Source organism: Paenibacillus sp. Y951 (assembly GCF_056786395.1).
The window spans coordinates 61,844-84,244 of record NZ_JBXCIY010000018.1 but is presented as its reverse complement, the minus strand read 5'-3'; the positions used below and the strand labels follow the sequence as shown (position 1 = coordinate 84,244).

General features: G+C 37.5%; 19 protein-coding genes. 3 read left to right on the top strand and 16 right to left on the bottom strand.

The window, feature by feature from the left end; all coding sequences use genetic code 11:
- Window positions 1-122: 122 nt before the first annotated feature.
- From AC1TPB_RS20375 to uxaC, 5 genes are all read right to left on the bottom strand, one after another.
- Entirely contained in the window at window positions 123-674 is a 552-nt protein-coding gene (locus AC1TPB_RS20375; protein WP_482078220.1) for an IS3 family transposase, read from the bottom strand.
- Between the two features lie 20 nt (window positions 675-694).
- Window positions 695-1,384 carry a helix-turn-helix domain-containing protein gene (locus AC1TPB_RS20370; RefSeq protein WP_482078219.1) on the bottom strand — a complete coding sequence of 230 codons (690 nt, stop codon included), beginning with the start codon at window positions 1,382-1,384 and terminating at the stop codon, window positions 695-697.
- Between the two features lie 187 nt (window positions 1,385-1,571).
- Window positions 1,572-2,018 (bottom strand): double zinc ribbon domain-containing protein, encoded by a 447-nt coding sequence (locus AC1TPB_RS20365; protein ID WP_482078218.1) that lies wholly within the window; start codon window positions 2,016-2,018, stop codon window positions 1,572-1,574.
- A gap of 384 nt (window positions 2,019-2,402) precedes the next feature.
- Window positions 2,403-3,815: an NADP-dependent phosphogluconate dehydrogenase gene (gene gndA / locus AC1TPB_RS20360; RefSeq protein ID WP_482078217.1), complete on the bottom strand. Its 1,413-nt coding sequence runs from the start codon at window positions 3,813-3,815 to the stop codon at window positions 2,403-2,405.
- 86 nt (window positions 3,816-3,901) lie between these two features.
- The gene (uxaC, locus tag AC1TPB_RS20355; protein WP_482078216.1) at window positions 3,902-5,305 is read right to left on the bottom strand and encodes a glucuronate isomerase; all 1,404 of its coding nucleotides are present in this window, start codon (window positions 5,303-5,305) and stop codon (window positions 3,902-3,904) included.
- A 255-nt stretch (window positions 5,306-5,560) separates the two neighbouring features.
- Between uxaC and AC1TPB_RS20350 the strand changes: the two genes are divergently transcribed.
- A complete protein-coding gene (locus AC1TPB_RS20350) occupies window positions 5,561-6,733 on the top strand; it encodes an ROK family protein (RefSeq protein WP_482078215.1) in 1,173 nt (390 codons plus the stop codon).
- 61 nt (window positions 6,734-6,794) lie between these two features.
- Here AC1TPB_RS20350 and AC1TPB_RS20345 read toward each other — a convergent pair whose 3' ends face one another.
- The 6 genes from AC1TPB_RS20345 to AC1TPB_RS20320 all read right to left on the bottom strand — a co-directional run bounded on the left by AC1TPB_RS20345 (window position 6,795) and on the right by AC1TPB_RS20320 (window position 15,611).
- Window positions 6,795-8,204 (bottom strand): MFS transporter, encoded by a 1,410-nt coding sequence (locus AC1TPB_RS20345; protein WP_482078214.1) that lies wholly within the window; start codon window positions 8,202-8,204, stop codon window positions 6,795-6,797.
- A 446-nt stretch (window positions 8,205-8,650) separates the two neighbouring features.
- A complete protein-coding gene (locus tag AC1TPB_RS20340; protein WP_482060887.1) occupies window positions 8,651-9,382 on the bottom strand; it encodes a ZIP family metal transporter in 732 nt (243 codons plus the stop codon).
- A gap of 39 nt (window positions 9,383-9,421) precedes the next feature.
- Entirely contained in the window at window positions 9,422-11,365 is a 1,944-nt protein-coding gene (locus AC1TPB_RS20335) for a GTP-binding protein (protein ID WP_482078213.1), read from the bottom strand.
- Between the two features lie 143 nt (window positions 11,366-11,508).
- Window positions 11,509-13,224, bottom strand: a complete 1,716-nt coding sequence (locus AC1TPB_RS20330) for a hypothetical protein (protein ID WP_482078212.1) — start codon at window positions 13,222-13,224, stop codon at window positions 11,509-11,511.
- Between the two features lie 106 nt (window positions 13,225-13,330).
- Window positions 13,331-14,074 (bottom strand): phosphoribosylformimino-5-aminoimidazole carboxamide ribotide isomerase, encoded by a 744-nt coding sequence (hisA, locus tag AC1TPB_RS20325; protein WP_482078211.1) that lies wholly within the window; start codon window positions 14,072-14,074, stop codon window positions 13,331-13,333.
- 88 nt (window positions 14,075-14,162) lie between these two features.
- Entirely contained in the window at window positions 14,163-15,611 is a 1,449-nt protein-coding gene (locus tag AC1TPB_RS20320) for an MFS transporter (protein ID WP_482078210.1), read from the bottom strand.
- A gap of 104 nt (window positions 15,612-15,715) precedes the next feature.
- On the opposite strand from AC1TPB_RS20320, the gene AC1TPB_RS20315 reads away from it, so the two are divergent.
- Window positions 15,716-16,336 (top strand): DedA family protein, encoded by a 621-nt coding sequence (locus AC1TPB_RS20315; RefSeq protein ID WP_482078209.1) that lies wholly within the window; start codon window positions 15,716-15,718, stop codon window positions 16,334-16,336.
- A 109-nt stretch (window positions 16,337-16,445) separates the two neighbouring features.
- Here the strand turns inward: AC1TPB_RS20315 and AC1TPB_RS20310 are convergent, their stop codons facing one another.
- The 5 genes from AC1TPB_RS20310 to AC1TPB_RS20290 all read right to left on the bottom strand — a co-directional run bounded on the left by AC1TPB_RS20310 (window position 16,446) and on the right by AC1TPB_RS20290 (window position 21,627).
- Window positions 16,446-16,715, bottom strand: a complete 270-nt coding sequence (locus AC1TPB_RS20310; RefSeq protein ID WP_482078208.1) for a hypothetical protein — start codon at window positions 16,713-16,715, stop codon at window positions 16,446-16,448.
- 243 nt (window positions 16,716-16,958) lie between these two features.
- Window positions 16,959-17,615 carry a hypothetical protein gene (locus AC1TPB_RS20305; protein ID WP_482078207.1) on the bottom strand — a complete coding sequence of 219 codons (657 nt, stop codon included), beginning with the start codon at window positions 17,613-17,615 and terminating at the stop codon, window positions 16,959-16,961.
- Between the two features lie 79 nt (window positions 17,616-17,694).
- A complete protein-coding gene (locus AC1TPB_RS20300) occupies window positions 17,695-18,429 on the bottom strand; it encodes a hypothetical protein (protein ID WP_482078206.1) in 735 nt (244 codons plus the stop codon).
- A 79-nt stretch (window positions 18,430-18,508) separates the two neighbouring features.
- Window positions 18,509-19,189, bottom strand: coding sequence for a hypothetical protein (locus AC1TPB_RS20295; protein ID WP_482078205.1), 681 nt, complete (start codon window positions 19,187-19,189; stop codon window positions 18,509-18,511).
- 281 nt (window positions 19,190-19,470) lie between these two features.
- Window positions 19,471-21,627 (bottom strand): MMPL family transporter, encoded by a 2,157-nt coding sequence (locus tag AC1TPB_RS20290; protein WP_482078204.1) that lies wholly within the window; start codon window positions 21,625-21,627, stop codon window positions 19,471-19,473.
- 126 nt (window positions 21,628-21,753) lie between these two features.
- On the opposite strand from AC1TPB_RS20290, the gene AC1TPB_RS20285 reads away from it, so the two are divergent.
- Entirely contained in the window at window positions 21,754-22,401 is a 648-nt protein-coding gene (locus tag AC1TPB_RS20285) for a TetR/AcrR family transcriptional regulator (protein WP_482078203.1), read from the top strand.

Below are 22,401 nucleotides of genomic sequence, written 5' to 3'. Positions count from 1 at the left end.
TTCTTTTTTAGTAAATAATCGCTTTGTCATATTAGTTCGCTCCGACCTGTTTTTTCTTATTATAAACAAAAGTACCCTACAGGGTAGACTTTTTTCAAAGTGTCTACTCTATAGGGTACAGTTTACTTCTTGTAAGCCTTCTTCAGTGTATCCATCACGAGTTTATTGTTGTTGGAATGGCTTAATACCCACGAAACAATGGAGTTATCGTAGAGATCAATAATGGCGCTTAAATAGGCTTTGCGACCATTCCCATACTTCAGTTCGGTGACATCTGTACACCACTTTGAATTAGGAGAAGGGGCATCAAAGTTACGGTTCATAATATTTTCAGCAACATGGATCTCAGAGGCCTTCACGTAGCTTGGTCGTTTCCTACGAATGACTGCTTGGAGTCCAAGCGCACGCATGATGCGGTAATAGCGTTTTTTATTGTACTTCTTTTTGAGTTTTCGGTTTAACTGAGTACGCATTTGGCGATAACCAAGGATCCCTTTTCTTTTGTCATAATGACGCTTCACTTTTTTGGCTAGCGCAAGAATGGCACGTTCTCTGGTAGATGGCTTCCAATGTAACCACTTGTAATAGGCAGATCGAGCAACGCCTGCTAACGCACACAACTTCGTAATCGCATATCCTTTTTCGTTGTTGAGTTCTTGAATCGCTTGATACAAGGTTACTTGTCGAACAAGGGTTAGCGTGTATTTCGTCGCTCGATCTCTGCCAACTTTTTTGCAAAGGCATTCTCCATCTCCAGGTATTCATTCCGAGCTTCTAGTTCTTTGATCCGTAGCTTAAGACGTTCCTGCTCGTCTAGTTCCTCTACAGGCTTATTACGACCGCGATTGTCCTGGAGTGCATCCTCGCTACCTGCTTGATATTTCCGAACCCATGCGTACACTTGCTGATAAGATACTTCATATTTTTCGATCGCTTTCTGATAATCCAAATCATTAGCGATGGTATATTGTGCAATTTCAATACGTTCTTCAAATGTTGTTTTGCGTCCTTTATTCATACGAGATAGCCCTCTTCCTTTACGAGTAGGTTTCAATTCTATCTCACTATTATACTTGGAAATCCACTTCCGCAGGACACTCGTACTTGAAATATGGTACTTTTTTGTTACGGTTGATAAAGAGTAATGACCAGACAATTTATCTTTAATAGCAGCAAGCTTCGTTTCCTGTGAATAGGTTTTCCATGTATTTGATTCCTTTAATCCATCCAAACCATTTGTTTTATATTTTCTTATCCATTCATTAACCGTGTTTGGGCTAATACCTATCTGTTTTGCTTCATGTGTTGGATTTGATTTGAGCCCTAAGCATCGCTGTACGACATCTAATTTTGTTTCAACAGAGGTTAAACTTCTTTTGGACATTAGAAAAACTCCCATCATTAGTAGCAGTAGAAGTTTTTGTTTTTTCTACTGTCTACTATAATGGGAGCTTATCACTAAGCACCTGCTCATCAATGTGTATTATTCGACTATCATTTCTCGTTAGATGAAAAAAGGCAAGCCCGAGAGAGAGTCACTTGGAGTAGGTAAGCGAAATAACCTGATCTCATTATTTACCTTTCTTTGAAGCCATCCAGAAGACGAGAATAACGATTGGGATAAATATGAACCACGGAACATTAATCGTACTCTGGGTAATAAAGGCGATCAGTAACAATCCTAATGTACCAAGGATGAGCCATAGGCAACCTCTTCCAAACGTCGCCATAGGTGTAGATCCTCCGCTTTCCCCCGAGGAAATATGATCATTATAATAACGAGAACCTTTTACCGTCTTTGATACAACGGTTCCACAATATCTACATGTTAATGATCCTCGGACCAAACGTTCATTACAATGTTGGCATTTTATAGGCGTTGAGTTTCCTGGAAAATATTTATCAGCGTTTGGAGTTCCTTCCATCATTGCATCTTTAAGCGAACTACCACAAACAACACATATTAACGAGCCTTCGGCGTTTGATTCTCCACAATCGGTACATATCTTTACCGCCATTATACAAAATCATCCTTTCTTAAAACTATAATTGGTTGCTTAGATTCCTTTTACTACTATAACGTATGTAATAGTATAAGGTTGCGTTAACCTGCACATTAGTTTAATGCCCTCGACAGTCTAGTACTTTATTTTCTGAGTTTATCAAGACCTAAATTTAGGAAAGTCAGATATAATAAAGAGGCTAGGACATAAGTATTTAAACCAATTAAAAAACCGAACTATTACGAAAATCTAATAAAGATTTCGTTTTATAGTTCGGTTTTCTTTTACATTCTCAATTAATCTGACGTATAACAGAGCCATTTAAATAAGTAAAGCCAGTTCAAAAGTATTAAAACTTTGAACTGGCTCTAGGTAATGCTATCTAAACTCTCTTCATTTTTATTTCATCCATTGCGTATGGAAAGTACCTTCTTTATCTTTGCGCTCATACGTATGTGCGCCAAAGTAATCACGTTGTGCTTGAATTAAGTTTGCTGGCAACGTCTCTGCACGATAACTGTCATAGTAGTTAATTGCACTTGCAAATCCAGGAACGGGAATACCTCTTTGGATTGCAATAGATACGACATCACGTAATGCTGCTTGATAATTTGCAGCAATATCATTGAAATACGGATCAAGTAGCAAGTTTGCTAGTGCTGGCTCGGCATCATATGCATCTTTAATTTGTTGCAGGAATTGCGCGCGGATAATACATCCACCACGGAAGATCATCGCAATATCCCCGTAACGAAGATTCCATTCATATTCGTCAGAAGCAGTACGCATTTGAGCAAAACCTTGTGCATATGAACAAATTTTACTCAAGAATAGTGCTTTACGAACTTGTTCAATCAAAGCATCGCGCTCTCCGTCAAATGGAGTAACTTCTGGGCCAGTAAGTTTTTGACTAGCTATAATACGCTCATCTTTAAGTGCGGAGATGTAGCGGGCAAATACAGACTCCGTAATAATCGGAAGTGGTACCCCAAGGTCAAGTGCATTTTGACTTGTCCATTTCCCTGTTCCCTTTTGCCCCGCTTTATCAAGAATAACATCTACTAACGGTTGACCTGTTTCTTCGTCCTTTTTGCGGAAGATATCAGCTGTGATTTCAATAAGATAACTATCTAATTCACCTTTATTCCAGTCATGGAATACATCCGCTAGCTCATCAGCATTCAAGTTCAACACGTTTTTCAAAATATAATAGGCTTCAGAAATTAATTGCATATCGCCATATTCAATTCCGTTATGCACCATCTTCACGTAGTGGCCAGCGCCATTTGGTCCGATGTACGTGCAACAAGCATCAGAACCTACTTTAGCGGAAATGGCTTCTAATATTGGACGTACGAGTTCATATGCTTCCTCTTTACCTCCTGGCATAATAGAAGGGCCTTTCAATGCACCTTCCTCACCACCAGAAACACCTGTGCCGATGAAATTGAAGCCTAGTTCTTGTAATTCTGAATTACGTCTAATCGTATCCTGGAAATAAGTATTACCACCATCGATAATAATATCTCCTTGATCAAGTAATGGCTTCAATACATCAATCGTTGCATCCGTTGCTTTTCCTGCTTGCACCATTAATAAAATTTTGCGTGGTATTTCCAAGGAGGCTACGAATTGTTCCATCGTCTTGGCGCCGACGAATGCTTTTCCCTTGGCTTCTTCCTGGAGAAATTGCTCTGTTTTACCGTAAGAGCGGTTGAATACGGAAACGGTGTACCCTCTACTCTCAATATTTAACGCTAAGTTTTTCCCCATTACAGCCAAACCAATAACTCCAATTTGTTGCTTTGACATGTTAGCACTCTCCTAGCTGTTATTTTAATTAAAGTCAGAAATGTTGAAAGAGATCTTATCCTCTAATATTCTCCACTGCTACGTAATTATCTATTTAAGAAATATTGATGAGCGTTGTTATAACAAATGGCCGTTACTATTTTATTATTGAAATCAGTATTATCAGGAATTAACCCTTCTTCTACCCATTGGCCGAGCATATTACACAATATTCTGCGGAAATACTCATGCCTGGTATAAGATAGGAAGCTACGAGAATCGGTTAACATTCCGACGAAGTGAGCTAGCAAGCCAACATTGGCGAGATCTCGCATCTGTTTCTCCATCCCATCAATATGATCGTTGAACCACCAACCTGAACCAAATTGTACTTTACCTGCAATACCTTCCTCATAGAAATTGCCTAACATTCCAGTTAGAACAGCATTATCTTTCGGATTCAAGTTATACAGTATCGTTCTAGGCAGTGCGTCTTGCACATCTAATCCATCTAGTAATTTGGAAACTCCTTCAGCGAAATTACTTTCACCAACAGAATCGAATCCAGCGTCTTTGCCTATTTGACGGAATAACTTCGTATTGTTGTTACGAATCGCCCCCATATGGAGCTGCATCACCCATTGCTTCTCAGCATACATTTTGCCTAATTCCGTTAACAAGTAAGCACGATATGAGATGATTTCTTCTTCTAGCAATGGTGATCCTTGCAGTCGTTTGATAAAAATAGCTTCTGCTTCAATCTCCTCTACCTTACGATAGATTAAGAATGGAATATCGTGATCGGATGCTCTTCCGCCATGCTCGTGAAAATAATTCACTCGTTCCTTTAATGCGCTTACAAAGTTAGCAAGTGACGTCATACTCTTTCCTGTTACTTGCTCTAACTGTTTCACCCATGTCGAGAATGTAGGCGCATCAATGTTGAGTGCACCATCAGGACGAAATGTTGGCGCAATAATCGTATCGAACGTGGAATCCTCAGCTAATAGAATATGATATTGCAAATCAGATAATGGGTCATCGGTTGTACCGATAAATTTCACATTAGACTTTTCTATAAATGATCTTGCTCTATATTGTTCTTGTTCAAGCTTCGCATTACATTCATTCCATATCTTTTCTGCAGTCTCTGGACTTAATAATTCTTCAATACCAAAGTAATTTTTCAATTCCAAATGAGTCCAATGATATAGTGGATTTCCTAGTAAATAGGGTACAGTCTGTGCCCATGCTTGAAATTTCTCCCAATCAGACGCATCACCTGTAATAAATCTTTCACCGATTCCATGCATGCGCATAGCACGCCATTTATAATGGTCTCCAGCTAGCCAAAGCTCTGTCATATTACGATACGATTTATTTTCCCAAACTTCCTGCGCATCTAAGTGACAATGAAAATCAAATATTGGAGCGTTTTTAGCTGCATTATGATACAACTGCTTGGCAGTTTCATTAGATAGCATGAAATGTTCATTCATAAAATTACTCACTGTTATATCCTCCTCAGTTGAATTATTGGTCCGTTGTTGAAATAAAAAACAATTAGTTTGTTTAGTAACCTAATTAATTATATAATCAATTTATCAATTCTATTTCTTTTTGTCAAATGAATATTTCAACTGTATAATGATTGATGACTACAACGCTTAGGACGGATTTATGTTACACAAGAGATTATGCTTCCGAAGTAACTTTTCATCGCAGGAAGTATAAATAGAAGATATGAAAGTTTTAGGAGGTTTTCCATGATTACCGGCGATGCTTCATATATAAAAAAAATTAATCGCTCATTAATTATTAAAGAAATTGTTAATAAAGGAATGATTTCCCGAGCTGAACTTGCCAAAGAGGTAGATTTGACACGTGCCACGATATCGGTACAGGTTGCTGATTTATTAGAGGAAGGATTAGTTATTGAAACTCATCTTGAGCATAATGCTGTTGGACGCAAACCGATAATGCTCTCGCTTAATGCCGAGGCAGGTTATGCACTTGGTATTGACTTAGATTATAAACAAATCACATATACACTTACTAATTTATTAGGAACGATGATCGCCCATGAAAATGTTGCTTTACACACAAGCAACTATGAAGAAGTTATAGAGATTCTAGTTGCAAATATCAAGCGCTACTCAGAGCAATATAATAATACTCAACATGGAATTGTTGGCGTATGTATTGCGGTTCATGGTCTTGTAGGCAATGATGAGATTGTGCACTTCGTCCCTCAATTTGGTTGGAGTGACGTTAAGCTTAAGACTGATTTGGAGAAATATATTGACTTGACTATTCATATTGAAAACAATGCGAATCTAAGTGCTTTTTCCGAACGGATCTTTACACATCATGATACTGAAAATCTTTTGTCCGCAACTTTCTACTCAGGAATTGGTCTTGGCATGATTATGAATAACAAATTCGTAAGAGGCCATGACGGATTTGCTGGAGAAATCGGTCATATGATTCTGTTTCCAGGTGGTAAAGACTGTGCATGCGGTAACAAAGGCTGCTGGGAACGTTATGCTTCGGATCAGATCATTATGGATCACATTGCTGAAATTAAAGGTCAATCCGGTTTAACCTATGAGCAAGTAGCACAATGGATTACTAATGAAGATGAACAAGTTATGGAAATACTACATCAATTTATTTTCTATGTATCGATCGGATTGAACAATATGATTAACATCTATAATCCCGAGGTTATTGTCGTTGATAGTGAATTATTACAACTATATCCCTATGCTACGAAAGCCATTCATGAAAATCTACATTCTAAAATCAGTCACTATCGTGAATTATCTATTTCAATAATGGGTCGTAAATCATGTGTTCTTGGTGCTTGTGCACTTGCTATACAATCATTTTTAGATGTTTCTGTGTTGAATTTACCGTACGATATTAATCAAGATTAGATCTGATCACAGCAAAAAGGAGCGACTTCAACGTAAATGAAGTCGCTCCTTCTTTGTTGCACTACATCATATTTTTCTTCTCTCTACGTTCAGCTAGATCTTCAGCTAATTTCTTTGTACGCTGTTTTGTTAAAGGGTACAAGGATAACATAACTAAAAAAATAATAAAGTAGATGATGGAAGGAACTATCGTTGCAAGATTGTGAATCCCTTTAAGTGCTTCCTCACTTTGAAGAGCAGCATCAGATTGATAACCAACAAGCGTTAATGCAAATCCACCAATACCACCCGCAATCGCTTGACCGATTTTTCTCGAGAAGGAATAAACCGAATAAACCGTACCATCCTCCCTCATATCCATTAGATACTCATGATAATCAATAACATCTGTCACAAACGCCCATACCACTAGGTTGAAGAAAGAATATCCGAACATACCAATTGCTGCAATTCCAATGTATTGCATAACAGATATGTCAGGCAACAGGAAGAGAATAAAATAGACGATAGATGCGAGTAACATCCCTACCGACGCTACTTCTTTCTTACCAAAACGATGGACTAACGGTTTAGATATAGGTATAGCTATAAACACCATCGCTACTTGCATAAATCCACTTATACTTAACGCCTTAGCCGCACTACTGAAATAATCCTTGAATAAATATACGTTAACCGCGCTTATTAACATCGTACACATCATGAACAGTAATGAAGCAAGCAACATAGAAAGCAATGGTTTGTTTTTCAAGAAACTTTTCATTGTTTTCTTGATATCAGCTTTTACCTCTGTATTTTTCACTTGCGTAATACGTTCTGTTGAAAGACTGTAACACCCGATATAACAAGCTATTGATAATATTCCAAATAATATTGCAGCTAATGTGAACCGCCCTGCTACCGCTTGATTGTCTACGAAAATAATAAATGGTCCGCTTACTGTAATAATTAAGCTCGCAAGCATTGCTCCCATTGTACGATACGTTGATAGCGTTGTACGTTCCATAACATCGCTAGTAATGACGGATGCCATTGATCCGTATGGAATATTTACAGTACTGTATAGAGTTCCCCATAACAGATAAGTTACAAAAGCATATACCAGATAGAATGTATTGCCCATACCAGGGATATGAATAAACATTAATACGCCAGAAAAAACTAATGGAAATGACATTCTTAATATCCACGGCTTGAATTTACCATGCTTTCCTGCTTTTCGAGAATCAATAAATCTTCCCCAAGCTACATCAGCAAATGCATCCCATACTCTTGCAATAAGAAATAGAATACCTACATGGGCTGCATTAAGATGAAAAATATCCGTGTAATACACCATAAGAAATGATGATACTAATAGAAAAAAGAAATCGTTTCCGAAATCACCAAACATATAACCAAGTTTGTCTCTCATTCCAAAAGCTTTAGTTGGTCTGTTATCGTCAATGTTTTGTTCGTGCTGTGCAGACATTGTCATTCCCCCGTAGAATATAAAATTAATAACTTTTAATTAGTTAGTTTAGTATACTAATTAAAAATAATATATCATCATTCTTTGTAAGCGTCAACAAAATTAACGAATTCAATATGCCTTATGATTATATAACGATCAGCACTTTCTTATAGTATCCTTCCCCAACTAGAAAAAGATATATGATCGAATGCCCTGATAGCTTTGGCAATATGTTTACTATAAAAACGTGATTCTCTGGATATATTTGAGTTTTGATGTTGACTTTATTTTTTGATTGTTATTTTCCGTTATACCATTTCTTTTCAAATCAATTAAGTTTACATAACTATATTTACGTATAGCACTAAAACCCAATAAAAATATCCTATAAGCTAGACTTTTATCGAGTCTAAACATTATAGGATACGTTGAAAGTTATTTTTCAATTAAGTTATCTTACTCTTCTAGCTAAAGAAATAACTAATGTAGATCATAATAAGCAGACCAATAATAAAGGAATATGTAGCCGGTCTTTCATATCCATGCCCATGTGTTTCAGGTATTAATTCTTTATATACGATAAATAACATGGCACCCGCTGCAAATGATAAACCAAAGCCAATTAATGATTCAATATAAGTCGCTGTGAAAAATCCAATAATAGCCGATACAACCTCTACTAAACCTGTAATGGTTACAATAGCTAATGCCTTTAACTTGCTAACATTAGATTGTAATAGAAACACTGCTAATATTAGTCCTTCAGGGACGTTCTGTGCTCCTATAGCGATTGCGATCATCGGGCCTAGACCTTCATTCACACTTGCATAACCAAATCCAGTACTCAGCCCTTCAGGGATGTTGTGAATAAATAACGCAATAATAACGAGTAATGATTTGGAGTCAAATGATTTGACACTTTTTCCACGCTCTACATCTATGTGAGGTATATTTTTTTCTAATACATCAAGAACGACAATACCGAATAACAAACCTAATGACATCACAAGTAAATTCGTTTCATTTAACGCCTGTGGTATTAAGCCAAACGTTGTTGCAGACACCATTATACCTGCTGTAAATGCAATAATTATATCTTTCCATTTTTCTGACAACCGTTTCATGAATAGTAACGGCACTGCCCCTAATACGGTAGCCATTGCTGATATAAAGCTTCCTATTATAGCACTGAGCATAATCGTGTAATCTCCTTTATGTTATTCAGATCATTTCAGTTACAAACAATGCATCATCTTCTCAGCTTCATCCCATTTTACAGTGAAACCTGTTCCCTTCGCACAAAATACCGACGAGGAACTATATTCAGGATCAGCATTTTTATCGTAATTGATGCGCTCAATAATCTCTCGTTCATTGTGGCACGGATAATAACCTGCAAACGTTAGATTAATTCTTCCTTTACCTTGTGTAAACGAGGCAAGGGTGGAGCTATAGTCCATGAAAGTATCGACCGGAACCTTACCAACCAATATTGCTTTATCTCCATCCGTCATAGGTGGATCAAAGCTTCCATAAGCGGATTGAATATCAGATAATACTCTACCCATTTGCTCAATATGTACAATAATCTTAAATTGATAAAAAGGTTCAAGTAGTATATTGTCAACCTTTTCTAAGCCTTGTCGCAACGCACGTAAAGTCGCCTCACGAAAATCGCCACCATGCGTATGCTTATTATGATCTCTTCCTGTTAATAGCGTTATGTTCAGATCCGTAAGTGCAGAACCTGTTAATAAGCCATGATGTTCTTTTTCTAATAGATGCTGCCCGATTAAGTTTTGTAATCCGGACGTTAGATCATCAGCATGGCATCGACTTTCAAAGCTTAGTCCACTATTCCGCTTTGCAGGTTCTATTCTCAAATGCACCTCGGCATAATGACGAAGTGGCTCAAAATGACCATATCCTATCGTTTCCGCCGTAATTGTTTCCTTATAAATAATTTCTGGTTTTTCAAAAGTTACTTGAAGTCCAAATCTAGCCAATATAACTTGCTCCAACACTTCTAACTGAATATTCCCCATCACATGCAGCTGAATTTGTTGCAGCTTTTCTTCCCAGATGACATTAAGTGATGGATCCTCAGCTTCTAAAACCCGAAAGTATTTCAATGACTCTTTGACATTAATCGCTGATTCAAACACTACTTTAGAACGTAATAGCGGAAACATATCATAGATTGCCTTCTCCTGTAATATGCCTAATCCATCACCAACAACCGCTTTAGTCAATCCAGTAATAGCGACGATTTCTCCAGCAGCAGCTTGATTGATTTGTTGAAATTGCTTTCCATTATAACGACGCATTTGCGTAACTTTCTCTTGTTCTCCATCACTACAATCAATTTCATCTCGAACATTCAATACTCCACTTATTACTTTAATATAGGTTACTCTCGTTCCGCTCTCATCATAACGAATTTTATATACCCGACCTGCAAAAGCATGCTCCATACGATAGTCCGTAACCGTTAAAAATTCGAAGCTTTCTATAAACTCCTGGACTCCTATATCCTGTAAAGCTGAACCACTAAAGCATGGATAGATTTCACCAGATCGAATCTTTTGCTTTAGGTTATTTGTCCACGCTTCCCATTCATACCCTTGCTCCATATATCGGTCTAGTAAAGCTTCATCACGCTCTGCTATCCATTCAATAACATCATCCGGCATCGTTCCTGTTACTATAGAGTCAGATATAACACATACATTTCCCGTTAAATGATGACGTATCTCATCGATAACATTTGCAACATTAGCACCTGTTCTATCAATTTTATTGATGAAGAAAAAGGTTGGAACTTTGTGCTTTTGCAGCAGCTCCCAAACAGTTTCCGTATGTGCTTCTATCCCTTCAACTGCACTGATAACGATAATTGCAGCATCCATCACTTGAATCGCTCTTTCCATTTCTGGGGAGAAGTCGACATGTCCAGGTGTATCAATGAGATAATAGGTTGAATCTTCATAATCTAAAATAGCTTGATCGGCAAAAATAGTGATCCCTCGCTGCTTTTCAAGTTCATGACTATCAAGAAAACTACTTTGATGATCGACTCGTCCACGCTCTTTAATACTATTGGTATAATATAGTAACTGCTCTGAAAAGGTCGTCTTGCCAGCATCGACATGCGCTAGTACTCCAATTGTTTTATTCATATGTAGTATACGACCTCCATTATGTAATATTCTCGAATATCATGCGCTAAACTCGTTTTCATTATTATAGCATGGGAATTGAAATAACCTTAGTTCGAAATAATATCGAACTAAGGTTATTCATAAGTAACTTACTATCTCATCTACTGAATAGGGATCGCGTAGAAGGTACGCTTATTATTATCATTGGTATACCAAACTACTTTATTATCAAATACTATAGGTTGAACGGTTGATTGATTAAAGTATTTCACAGACTGTACATCACCTAATTTATTACCTTCTCCATCGATGTAGACATATTTCAAATGCCCTCTTCCGAGATTTGAATATGTATCATCCGGAATGCCGTCATATTGCTGCCACATCACCATAAATTTATTACCCGTAACTTTAACAAGCTGTGGGATCGATGCCATCTTCTTCGTTCCAACGTAGCTACCTAATACAACTTGTTTGATCTTGCCAGTTTCAATATTAGATCTTGGAACGACTGCAATCATAACATCGCGCTGATCAATATCGATACCTTCTATGCCAAAGCTAGTATATCTTTTAGCTTTAGAATGATCAATCGTATTATAAGCGACGAGATAAGAGCTCGATGACATTTCAAATCCACCTATTGATACACCAGTCGCATTCGCACCAATTGAACCTGGAATATTAACAACATCTCTTTCTACATAGCTGAAGCCATCGCCTTTATTCAATACGATTGAGCGTGGAAAAGCATCGCCATGATCTAGTAGAAGATGCTCATCTCCATCAAATAGCACATATTGATCGAAGGAGTGACTTACATGATTCGCTTGGTATTTTCCAGTATCGTTCACAATTTTCATCGTTGTTGTGTCAACAATTAATGTAAGCTGGGATTGATGATTTAATCCATCCTCTGTTAAGTAGCGTTCTCTGGAAGTATGATACACCAATGTATCACCATGCTCTGCAATGCGACCAGCTGCTGCATCAAACGGAGTAATCGTATAGCCAGCTCCACCTAGCAACGATGCACTAGAAATTTTGTTAAATTGCTTATCATATTTTACGATGCGAATAATTTCCTTCTTATCATTTTCCTCTTTATTCGTTTGCCCAAATGCAATATAGTTATATTGTTCCCCACTATAAAAAGCCCCAAAAACAGGTAGCTCATATTTTACTGTTGCTGAAGATAATAACCGGTAATTAGCATCATATGTAGCTATATTGATCGTTTCATTCGCTTCTAGCGCCGTCATTGTTTGATCGTTATTATGATAGAGATAGGAATCAACGGTTCTCTTCCATCTTGGATAATATACAATCGATTTATGGTCGATCAACTTAGCAGAAGCTTTAGCAGAAAATGCATTACTCGGATTTGGTGAAGTAATGTGAATCTCATTCTGTTTACTAACAAATTGAACATCAAATCCAGCGAATTTACCCAAATCTCTTAATTGGAAATAATTGGCATCATCAATCGTATATACTTTCGTATCCATTGATTGACCATCGACAATAATTTTGGATGATGATGCTACTGCATTTTGCGTTGTATAAAAATAGTTATAGTAATCATCTGTAACGCCACCAGTATACGTTACACCTTTTTTAAGTTCAATCGCATTCGACGCCTTATTCCACGCAACATTAAACTCACCAGCTGTTCCCGCTAAGCTCGCCGCAACATCACGTAATTTGAAATAATTAGAGCCATCAATGTTAAAGCCTGTTATTCTAACATCGCTACCATCTACGATGACATCACTTGCTGTCCAGGTCGCCTTCTTCTTATTCGTTGCCGCACCCGCAGTGCTAGCAATAGTTAATAGCAAAACAATAGATAAGATGTACACGATAATTTTTCTCAAATTATTTTCCCCAATCTTTATAAATTAATAAACAATGCATATCATAGACTCGAATGATATGCATTGCTTTCTAACAATTACTTGTTAACCTTATTTAAGTCTATTTTTACTTAAACGCAGCCAATGCCGTTTCATACGGCAAAGCACCACCAAAAATAGATAAGGCACTACCGATCGTCAAATCTAGTTTGGACTCGCTAATTTGCGCAAATAACTCGATATCCTCAAGCGACCTAGCACCACCAGCATAGGTTGTTGGTATAGTCGTCCACTGGGCTAGATCACGAACTAAACTTTGTTGAATGCCTGACTGCTTACCTTCAACATCAACCGCATGCACCAAAAATTCATCACAATATTTCTCAAGCTCAGTAATATTTTGTTGATTCACTTCAAAGTCACTGAATTGCTCCCATTGATTCGTAACGACATACCACTTGCCATCTTTAGACTTACAGCTCAAATCGATCACTAATCGATCTTTACCTACTGTATCAACGATTGTATGTAAGTGATCCCAATTCAATGCTCCATCTTTGAAGATATATGAAGTAACGATAATATGAGAAGCTCCTGCCTCCAAGTATTGAAGCGCATTACTTGCAGTAATACCTCCCCCCACTTGCAGTCCACCCGGATAAGCGCTTAAAGCTTCCTTAGCTGCAGCTTCATTATTAGGTCCTAGCATAATGACATGTCCCCCGCGCAACTTATCCTTCTGGAATAACTTTGCATAGTAGCTAGAAGAATATTCAGACACAAAATTTTCAACAAGTTGATGATTTAACGTTTCCCCTACAATTTGTTTCACTTTTCCATCGTGCAAATCAATACAAGGTCTGAATTTCAAGCTACATTCTCCTATTCTAATTTTAGTGACTGTTTTGAACTACCTCTTTAACTGTTAGTTATCAGATTACCATATCAAACTATCTCTCTCAACTTCTATCTGCCGATACTTGAGCTGCCTGCTTAACTTTAGTTGTTTTTGCTTCACCTGCAAAATTGTATGAAGCTAACAGTTCCTTGTTACGTAATACCCAACCAATGTATAACGCCAATAGTAACGATATAATCGCAATTACACCAAAGATTTGACGTAAACTTAGCTCTAATAGACTAATATAGTTTGGCGATTTAGTTTGACTATAAAGCAACATGCCGAATACTACTAGACCAACAGCTTGTCCGAGTGAACGGAATAATTGCAAAGCTGATAGCCCCGCTCCTCTAACTTTTTCACTTGCAACTGCCGATGCTAGAAACGAGAATGAAGATAATAAAATACCAAACGCCATTCCCGAAATTAATATATAGAGCATAATAAGAATTGGCGAAGTATCCGCTGTAATGGTTGCCATACATCCACTACCTATAACTAAAAATATCGAACCGATTAATCCCATTTTCTTCATACCATAACGAAAAGCATATTGACCTGCAAGAATTGAACCTAATGGCCACGTAATCGAGAGCGGAATCATAATTAAACCTGAGCCCGTTGCTGAGAAGCCTTTCACATCCTGCATTAATAATGGTATATAGAATATAATAGCTACGGTTAATGCAGATATTACAAATCCTGATATTAACGTAAATCTAAACATTTTATTCGTAAAGATTACTAATGGGATAAATGGATCACTCACTTTTTTCTCTACCTTCACAAAAGTATAGAGACAGATCAATGCAATGAACATTAAAGTAGCAAATATCCATTTAGCTGTAATCTCATCGTTTTCAACAAACCCATTTAAGCCATAGAGCAACAATAAAATACCGACCGAAAATGTTGTAATCCCTTTTCCGTCAATACCACGTACTGTTTTCGTGTAGTGATTGGGCAGAAATTTATGGATAAGTACTAAAGCAATACATGCAAACGGTACATTCAAATAGAAAATAGAATGCCATGATACATAATCCACTAGTAAGCCACCTGTTAATGGACCTAGTATTCCCGCTACTCCCCATATACTTGAAAGCCAGCCTTGAATTTTATAACGTTTCTCATCTTGAAATAGATCCGTTATAATAACCAATGGTAGCGTCAGTAAGCTTGCACCACCTAAACCTTGAATCGCTCGGAATAAAATTAGACTCGGCATGCTCCAAGCAATACCCGAAAGTGCTGAACCGAGAATAAAAATAATGATACCGATACTAATTAATAACTTACGACCATAAATATCTGAAAGTTTACCATAAAGTGGTGTTGCAACGACCATCGCTAACAAATAAATCGTATTAACCCAACTAAATAATGAAGCTCCTTCCAAATCATCGATAATAATTGGCATTGCAGTAGACACGATTGTCCCTTCTATTGCAGCCAAAAAAGTAGTCATATATAAAGCGATTACTACTTTCAAACTAGACGGTTTCAAAAAACATACTCCCTTTCGTCCGAAACTTTAATGATAATTAAGCTTTTTGGATGTTGGTTATGATACAATTAATTGATATAGATTTTGAATCAAGGAGAATGAATGTGGGGTATGATTTACTATTAGAGATTATCGAGACTATAGGTCCTATCGCACTTTTTCTCGTTCTTTGTCTCGGATTAATCGGTTTACCAATTCCAAATGAAGCTGTTGTGTTAACGGCAGGGGCGCTTTCTGAAGCAAATGTTATCGATACTGCGATTGCTTTTGCTATGGTTACTCTCGGTATTTGCTCAGCAATGACTTTCAACTATAGCTTAGGCCGCTTTACCAGTAGTAGACTTGCGAAATGGTTTTCTAAGAAACAACAATTCGGAAAGTTTATTAAGAAGTCTGATCATCTCATTGATAAATACGGTTTATATGCGATTCCGATTAGTGCGTTTTTCCCATTTCTTAGACATGCAACACCTTATGTAATGGGAATGAACAACATGAAATTCTCGAAATTCTCACTTATTGCTTTTCCAGCTGCAACACTGTGGACTTCGATTTATTTCACTCTTGGTCACTTCGTAGGTGACCGTATCCCGGAAATCATTGTACTAACTAATCAATATGAAGCATTATTTCTTACACTAGGTGCCATTATTATTATTATACTTTTTTTACGCGGAGTTCGTCGATATAAATTGAAGCATTCAAACAATAATCAAACAAAATAAAGTCATCATATTCACTGTATCGCATACGATGCCTACTTTCGACAACAAGAAGCCGTATCAAAAGGTAATCCTTTGATACGGCTTCTTAATGTCGCATTGCTATCAGCTATTATTGCTCCAATGCCGCCATCGCTGCTTCGACCAATTGATCGTACAATTCATCGTTTTCTTCAAGTTCATCTTCGACTTCCAGTAATAGATCCTCATCACCTGAACCCGCTAAAAAGAACAATCCATAGCCCCACTCTTTAGCTTTTCTACTTTTATGTAATGCCATCTCATAAGGTTTCGGATGACCTTCCACTTGAAAGTGAACAGCCCCTACATGACCATTGTCTTTCGTGAACGTCATTGTAGCATGTAATATTTGTACATTCATTATGTTTCCTCCTACAATTTTTCTGGGCTTCATAGCTAGGCTTCCTTGTACAGAAAAATACTTAGGAAGCATAAGCTAAACTTTTTGTTGCTTCATGATTCACATCTAGTTAACAAAAAGTCACTTAGGAAGCATAAGCTAAACTTTTTGTGTATACAATAGCATACACTTAGTTCAATGTATATTTCAACTATTATATCTCGTCGCTAGTAGCATTAACAACAATATTCATTCATAACATCATTATTTTCTCATCATTCTACGAATAAGTATGAAAGCACCAACGATGAATAGTAATGCTACTCCTACGAACACAACCATTAACACCGTTTTTCGATCTTGAATACTTTGCTTCACTTCTTCCTCCGTAGCAATTTTCACGATAGAATCCGGCGAGCTAGGATCCATCGTTACATCATCGCTGTGATCAGCTGTTGGTAGAACATTAACTCCGAATTTATATGGTCCTAACTCGGTGAAAATATCAGAGTTATCCGCTATCATTGATGTCTTACTACACAATGAAACTTCGATAATCTCATCTACTTCCCTCGCAAAAACAGCATATCGTTTTCCTATTTCAAATTCATAGCCGCAGCTAGCACCACTTTCAGCTGAATAGACTGTAATAAGTTCAGTAGCATCACCTTTCCAAGAGCCATTCACTTGCAACGTCCATTCTACTAAATCAGCCGAACTTCGCGTTCCCAAAAGTGATTTTTTTTCTTTCTTGCTCATAACTACCCCGTCAAATACCCAATCATTTCTTTCTAATTCATCTTCATAGCTACCCGGCTCTATACAACTACAGGCATAGGCATTTTTTTGTTCACTAATCATTAGCCCACTCAACAGTAATACAACAATCACAATCAGATGTACGACATTTTTTCGTTTCATGCTCAAGTAACCCCCCTCTATCTCTTACTCTTCGAATGAACAAGTAACGTAAGCATTATGTTGAAAAGCACTTATTATACTATTTCCTGTTTTTTCTGTAAATTAGCCTTCCAGCAAGCACAAGTAATAAAATAATTACAATCACAAATGTAATAATACCAATTTGGTTAACTTTTTCAATAGTATTTATTTGTGATATTCCGTCCGTATAAGCGGGATCTATCTGCTCAGTAGTTGTTTGTATCGCAACCGCATACGCTTCCTGTGCATTGAATATGTTCGAGTTATCATCAACAGGTGGATTACTATAAATCCCGAGATCATCTGCGAGATCACCTATAGGTGGTACACTAAATTCAGCTTTATATGATCCTAACTCGGTGAAAACAGTAGAATTAGCAGTTATCATCGATGTTTTACTACAATAGGAGACCTCAATGGTATCGTCGATATTTCTTGCATAAACTGCGTATCGCATCCCTTTTTTGAATTCATAACCACAACTAATAGAAGATGCTGCTGAATAGACCGTCATAGCTTCAGTAACTTCACCCTTCCAAGAACCATTCACTTGAAACGTCCATTCTACTGGATAGGCGCTACTATACGTATCTGTTGTTGAACTTTCTCCGATCATGTTCGTAACAACTCCGTCAAATACATAGTCGCTATTTGCTAGCTCATCTTCAAAACTTCCTGAGCCCATGGCACAGCTACAGGCATATGCACGATTTTGTTCTCCAACCATGATTCCACTCAGCAGTAATACAACAATGACAAACAAATGTACAACTTGTCTTCGTTTCTTGTTCATTTCCTCCATCTCCTACTTATCACATGATCAGCTATGGTCGAAGCAATAGAGCTATTTTTTTTGATCTGCACTTCGTATATTATTTCCTGATTTTTCTGAGAATTAATAGTCCGACTAGTACACTACATAGTGTAACCACAAACAATACAATGACGAATGCATTGATACCGGTTTGGTTTGGTTTCTCAATAGTGTTAGCTTTATCAAAAGTATTTGATGGATTTGTTCCTTTGTTTTCAAGTGGATCTATTGGATCTGTTCCCTCTGCATCGGTTGAGTCTACCTTGTCTGTAACTGACGTGAGCGTAACCGTGTACTCGCCCAGTTCCTCAAATATGTTGGAGTCATCTGCAATGCTTCTAGTTCCACTACAAGAAGAAACAGTAATATTATCATCATTACTCGTTGCAAATACTGCATAGCGCTTACCTACCTCGAATTCATAGCCGCAGCTTACAGAATGTAACTTAGACACAACCACAATTTCTTCAGTAACCTCGCCCTTCCACGCCCCATTTACTTGAAATGTCCATTCAACTGGCTCGGCTGAGCTTATTATAGCTTGTGTATCCATGTTCTTATCCGTACCGATAACTACACCCTCGAAAACGACGTCGTACTTCTCAAGCCCTTCCGTAAAATTTCCCGGTATCTTACAATCGCAAGCATAGGTAGCTTTACGCTCACCGAGCATTAGCATACTAACCAACAATAAAAAGACGATCGAAACTTTACCAATGGAATTCATATTAATTCGCACAAAAAATCCCCCTAATATCGTTATCTAATAGATAGAACGGTATTAGGGGGGAAAATGTTACAATAAAGGTTAAAAAAGCGGGATTTCGCAAGCCGAGAAGAAGAAGCGCTACTTGAGAAAGGCGGAAGCGCAAGTGTACGTGTTTGGTACATGCGTACCTACAATGTTTTCGCAAGAAACATACATCGGAAGCTTATGCTAAACTTTCCAAGTTCGCTTCAGCTTCGATGTCGACTAAGCTTCGTCAGCATACCCATCGTTATCAAAGTCCGCTTTTTGAACTACCTCTTGCTTGGCCAGAATGCCCACTTCCCACACACCACAGTCAGCGCCGGCACAAGAAACGGCCGAACGATAAATGTATCAAGCAATACACCAATCGCCGTAATGACTCCGAACTGCAGTAAGATTGTAATCGGAACTTGAGTTAGGACAAAGAATGTGCCTGCTAGAATTAATCCAGCTGATGAAATAACTTCCCCCGTCTCTGCTACCCCTTCTTTAACGGCTTGCTTCAATGGCATTGTTTTCGCTTTTTTCCAAATGCCTGAAATCATAAAGATATTATAATCTTCACCTAGAGCAATTAAGAATACAAATGCGTATAACGGAATAGCAGCTTGTATCGCATCCACACCAAGACCATAGTGAAGTATGATCCACCCAAGTCCAAGTGCTGCTAAGAATGACACTAGAACTGTTACAACGAGATATATTGTGGCGATGATGGAACGTAGATAAGCTAATAGCAAGATAACAATTAACAATATGACAATTGGCATAACAACGCTATTATCTCGTGTATTAATTTGTTTGTTATCATATTGACCTGCTGTCTGACCTGCGATCCAGAAGCTTTCTGCGTTACCTAACTCCGCAGTTAACTGCTCTTCTAATACAGGAATATAAGCCATTGCCTCGGTAGAGTAAGGATCAATATCGAGCACAACTTCAAATGAGCTATATGTCGAATCTACTTCACTGATAACAGCTTCTGTAACATTGTTAACCAGTTCATGAGTTGCAACTTTATTTACAATGTCATTTACATCAGTATTATCCTTCACAATGACTGTAATTGGTGCAAGTTCACCTGGAGTATACGTCTGCCCGATAATTGTAAATCCTTCTCTTGATTCCATATCATCAGGGAACGAAGATAATAGATCATATTTATATTTCGTTTGTGTAGAGAATAGAGCAAATACAATTAACACGATCATCGTAACTGAGATAACTAACCAAGGTTTTTCAGTAACAAATGTACCAATCTTACCCCATAGTCTATGTTGAGTTTTTTGTTTTTTCACTGGTTTATTGCGTTTAATTGCTCTTTCTTGTTCCATTTCTGCAGTATGAGGAATGAATGGGAAGAATGACACTCGACCTAGAATGGCTAATATAGCTGGAACAAGTGTTAAGCTTGCGATTCCCATAATTAAGATTGAGAGCGAGAATGGAATTGCAAAACGGTGAGATGAGCCGTATTGAGCGAATAACAACGCAAGTAATGCAATCACTACAGTAAATCCACTCATTGCAATCGCACCAGACGCATTTTGAAACGCGTGAATTAATGCCGTTCTTGGATTTTTCTCATGTCGCAAATCATCACGATAGCGAGTAATTAAAAACAGACAATAATCCGTTCCTGCACCAAACAATAGTACAGTCATAATACTTATCGCTTGTGAATCTACCGTGATCCAACCATTTCCAGCTAACCAGCCCAGTATCGGACTTGTTACAAGGTAAGCAAAGCCTACTCCAACTAATGGAATGAGTGCCAGTATCGGAGAGCGATAAATAAGTAATAATAGAACTAGCACGAGCAATACTGTCGCTATTAGCAGTATAATGTCTGCATTCAAGAATAGATCTGTCGCATCTACAGAAATCCCTACTGGACCTGTAAATCGTGCTGACAAGCCATTTGTAATATCAGCTTCAAATATATCTGCTCCAGCTTGTTCATTAATGTATTCTCTCAACTGAATGAGATTTCCTTTCAACACGTCAGTCTCAGTCTCGCCAGTAAATGTAATCGGTAAGATAAGAGTACTACCATCTTCTGACGTTAATACTTCAATTGGAATGCCCAAATGCAATGGAATAATTGCTTCTTGTGCAGGTAACGGGTTATTCGTTAATTCCTCAGATAAATTACGTACAATAGAGAAATCTTCTTCGGTTAATCCCGTGTCACGATGCCATACTAATAAGGCAGGTACGCCTGTTGAATTTGGAAAAAACTCTTGAATAACTTGAGCTGCTTGCACAGACTGCGCATCACTCGGTAAGTTAGCAGCATTATTTTGTACCTTGTCCCCTACACTAGGTAATGTTAAGGTTAAGATTAGCGCAAGTAATATCCATACTAGCACTGTAACCCACTTGCTGATCTTGCCTGTAAAGCAAGCTGCAATACGTTGAATCATAAAATCTTCCTCCATTTCGTATTTAACAATTAATTTACTATACCATTCAGTTAATTAATTATATATACTAGTTAGTAAATAAATCAACATAATATTATATGAATTTTTGATGAAGGGAAGCTCGGTATGAACACAAACCAACCTAACACTACTCCTAAGCGTAAACCAGGTAGACCAAAAGTTGAAAAATCACCTACGAAAATGAGCATTTTAAGAACTGGTGCCTATTTATTTATGGAAGTCGGATATGAAAAAGTATCATTAGAATCCGTTGCGAAATCATGTGGTATTACAAAGGCCAGTGTCTATTACTACTTTAATAATAAATCAGAACTATTTACAGAATGTCTTATTGCGGTGATGACCATCGCACACAGTGCAACTGTCACCATATTAAGTGAACAAATATCTTTGAGAGATAAATTAATCAAGATCGCCATTCTTCAAATGAGTAATGCCAATCTTGATTTTGAATCTATGATGAGAGATGCCACTGCTGAATTGTCTGATGATCAGACTATTACTATTCGAAAAGCTGAAAAAAAATTACATGATGTGATCCATGATGCTTTCCAAAAGGCAATCGATAGTCGTGAAATAACGAATCAGCACTCACCTATCATACTTGCACATACCTTTGTAGCATTATTGACGATGAAAAACCATCTTAATCTAAAGCAGCAAAAAATTCCTATCGAACAGCTTGTAGAACAAATGATTGATATTTTGTGGACAGGTATACAAAAAGAGGGACAATCTGCTACGACTATATAA

What these genes read in the sequence shown, in the direction of transcription:
- AC1TPB_RS20305 (WP_482078207.1), bottom strand. Translation starts at nt 17,615, where the DNA reads ATGAAACGAAAAAATGTCGTACATCTGATTGTGATTGTTGTATTACTG.
- AC1TPB_RS20300 (WP_482078206.1), bottom strand. Translation starts at nt 18,429, where the DNA reads ATGAACAAGAAACGAAGACAAGTTGTACATTTGTTTGTCATTGTTGTA.
- AC1TPB_RS20290 (WP_482078204.1), bottom strand. Translation starts at nt 21,627, where the DNA reads ATGATTCAACGTATTGCAGCTTGCTTTACAGGCAAGATCAGCAAGTGG.
- AC1TPB_RS20340 (WP_482060887.1), bottom strand. Translation starts at nt 9,382, where the DNA reads ATGCTCAGTGCTATAATAGGAAGCTTTATATCAGCAATGGCTACCGTA.
- AC1TPB_RS20310 (WP_482078208.1), bottom strand. Translation starts at nt 16,715, where the DNA reads ATGAATGTACAAATATTACATGCTACAATGACGTTCACGAAAGACAAT.
- AC1TPB_RS20335 (WP_482078213.1), bottom strand. Translation starts at nt 11,365, where the DNA reads ATGAATAAAACAATTGGAGTACTAGCGCATGTCGATGCTGGCAAGACG.
- AC1TPB_RS20370 (WP_482078219.1), bottom strand. Translation starts at nt 1,384, where the DNA reads ATGTCCAAAAGAAGTTTAACCTCTGTTGAAACAAAATTAGATGTCGTA.
- AC1TPB_RS20365 (WP_482078218.1), bottom strand. Translation starts at nt 2,018, where the DNA reads ATGGCGGTAAAGATATGTACCGATTGTGGAGAATCAAACGCCGAAGGC.
- AC1TPB_RS20345 (WP_482078214.1), bottom strand. Translation starts at nt 8,204, where the DNA reads ATGTCTGCACAGCACGAACAAAACATTGACGATAACAGACCAACTAAA.
- gndA (WP_482078217.1), bottom strand. Translation starts at nt 3,815, where the DNA reads ATGTCAAAGCAACAAATTGGAGTTATTGGTTTGGCTGTAATGGGGAAA.
- AC1TPB_RS20285 (WP_482078203.1), top strand. Translation starts at nt 21,754, where the DNA reads ATGAACACAAACCAACCTAACACTACTCCTAAGCGTAAACCAGGTAGA.
- AC1TPB_RS20350 (WP_482078215.1), top strand. Translation starts at nt 5,561, where the DNA reads ATGATTACCGGCGATGCTTCATATATAAAAAAAATTAATCGCTCATTA.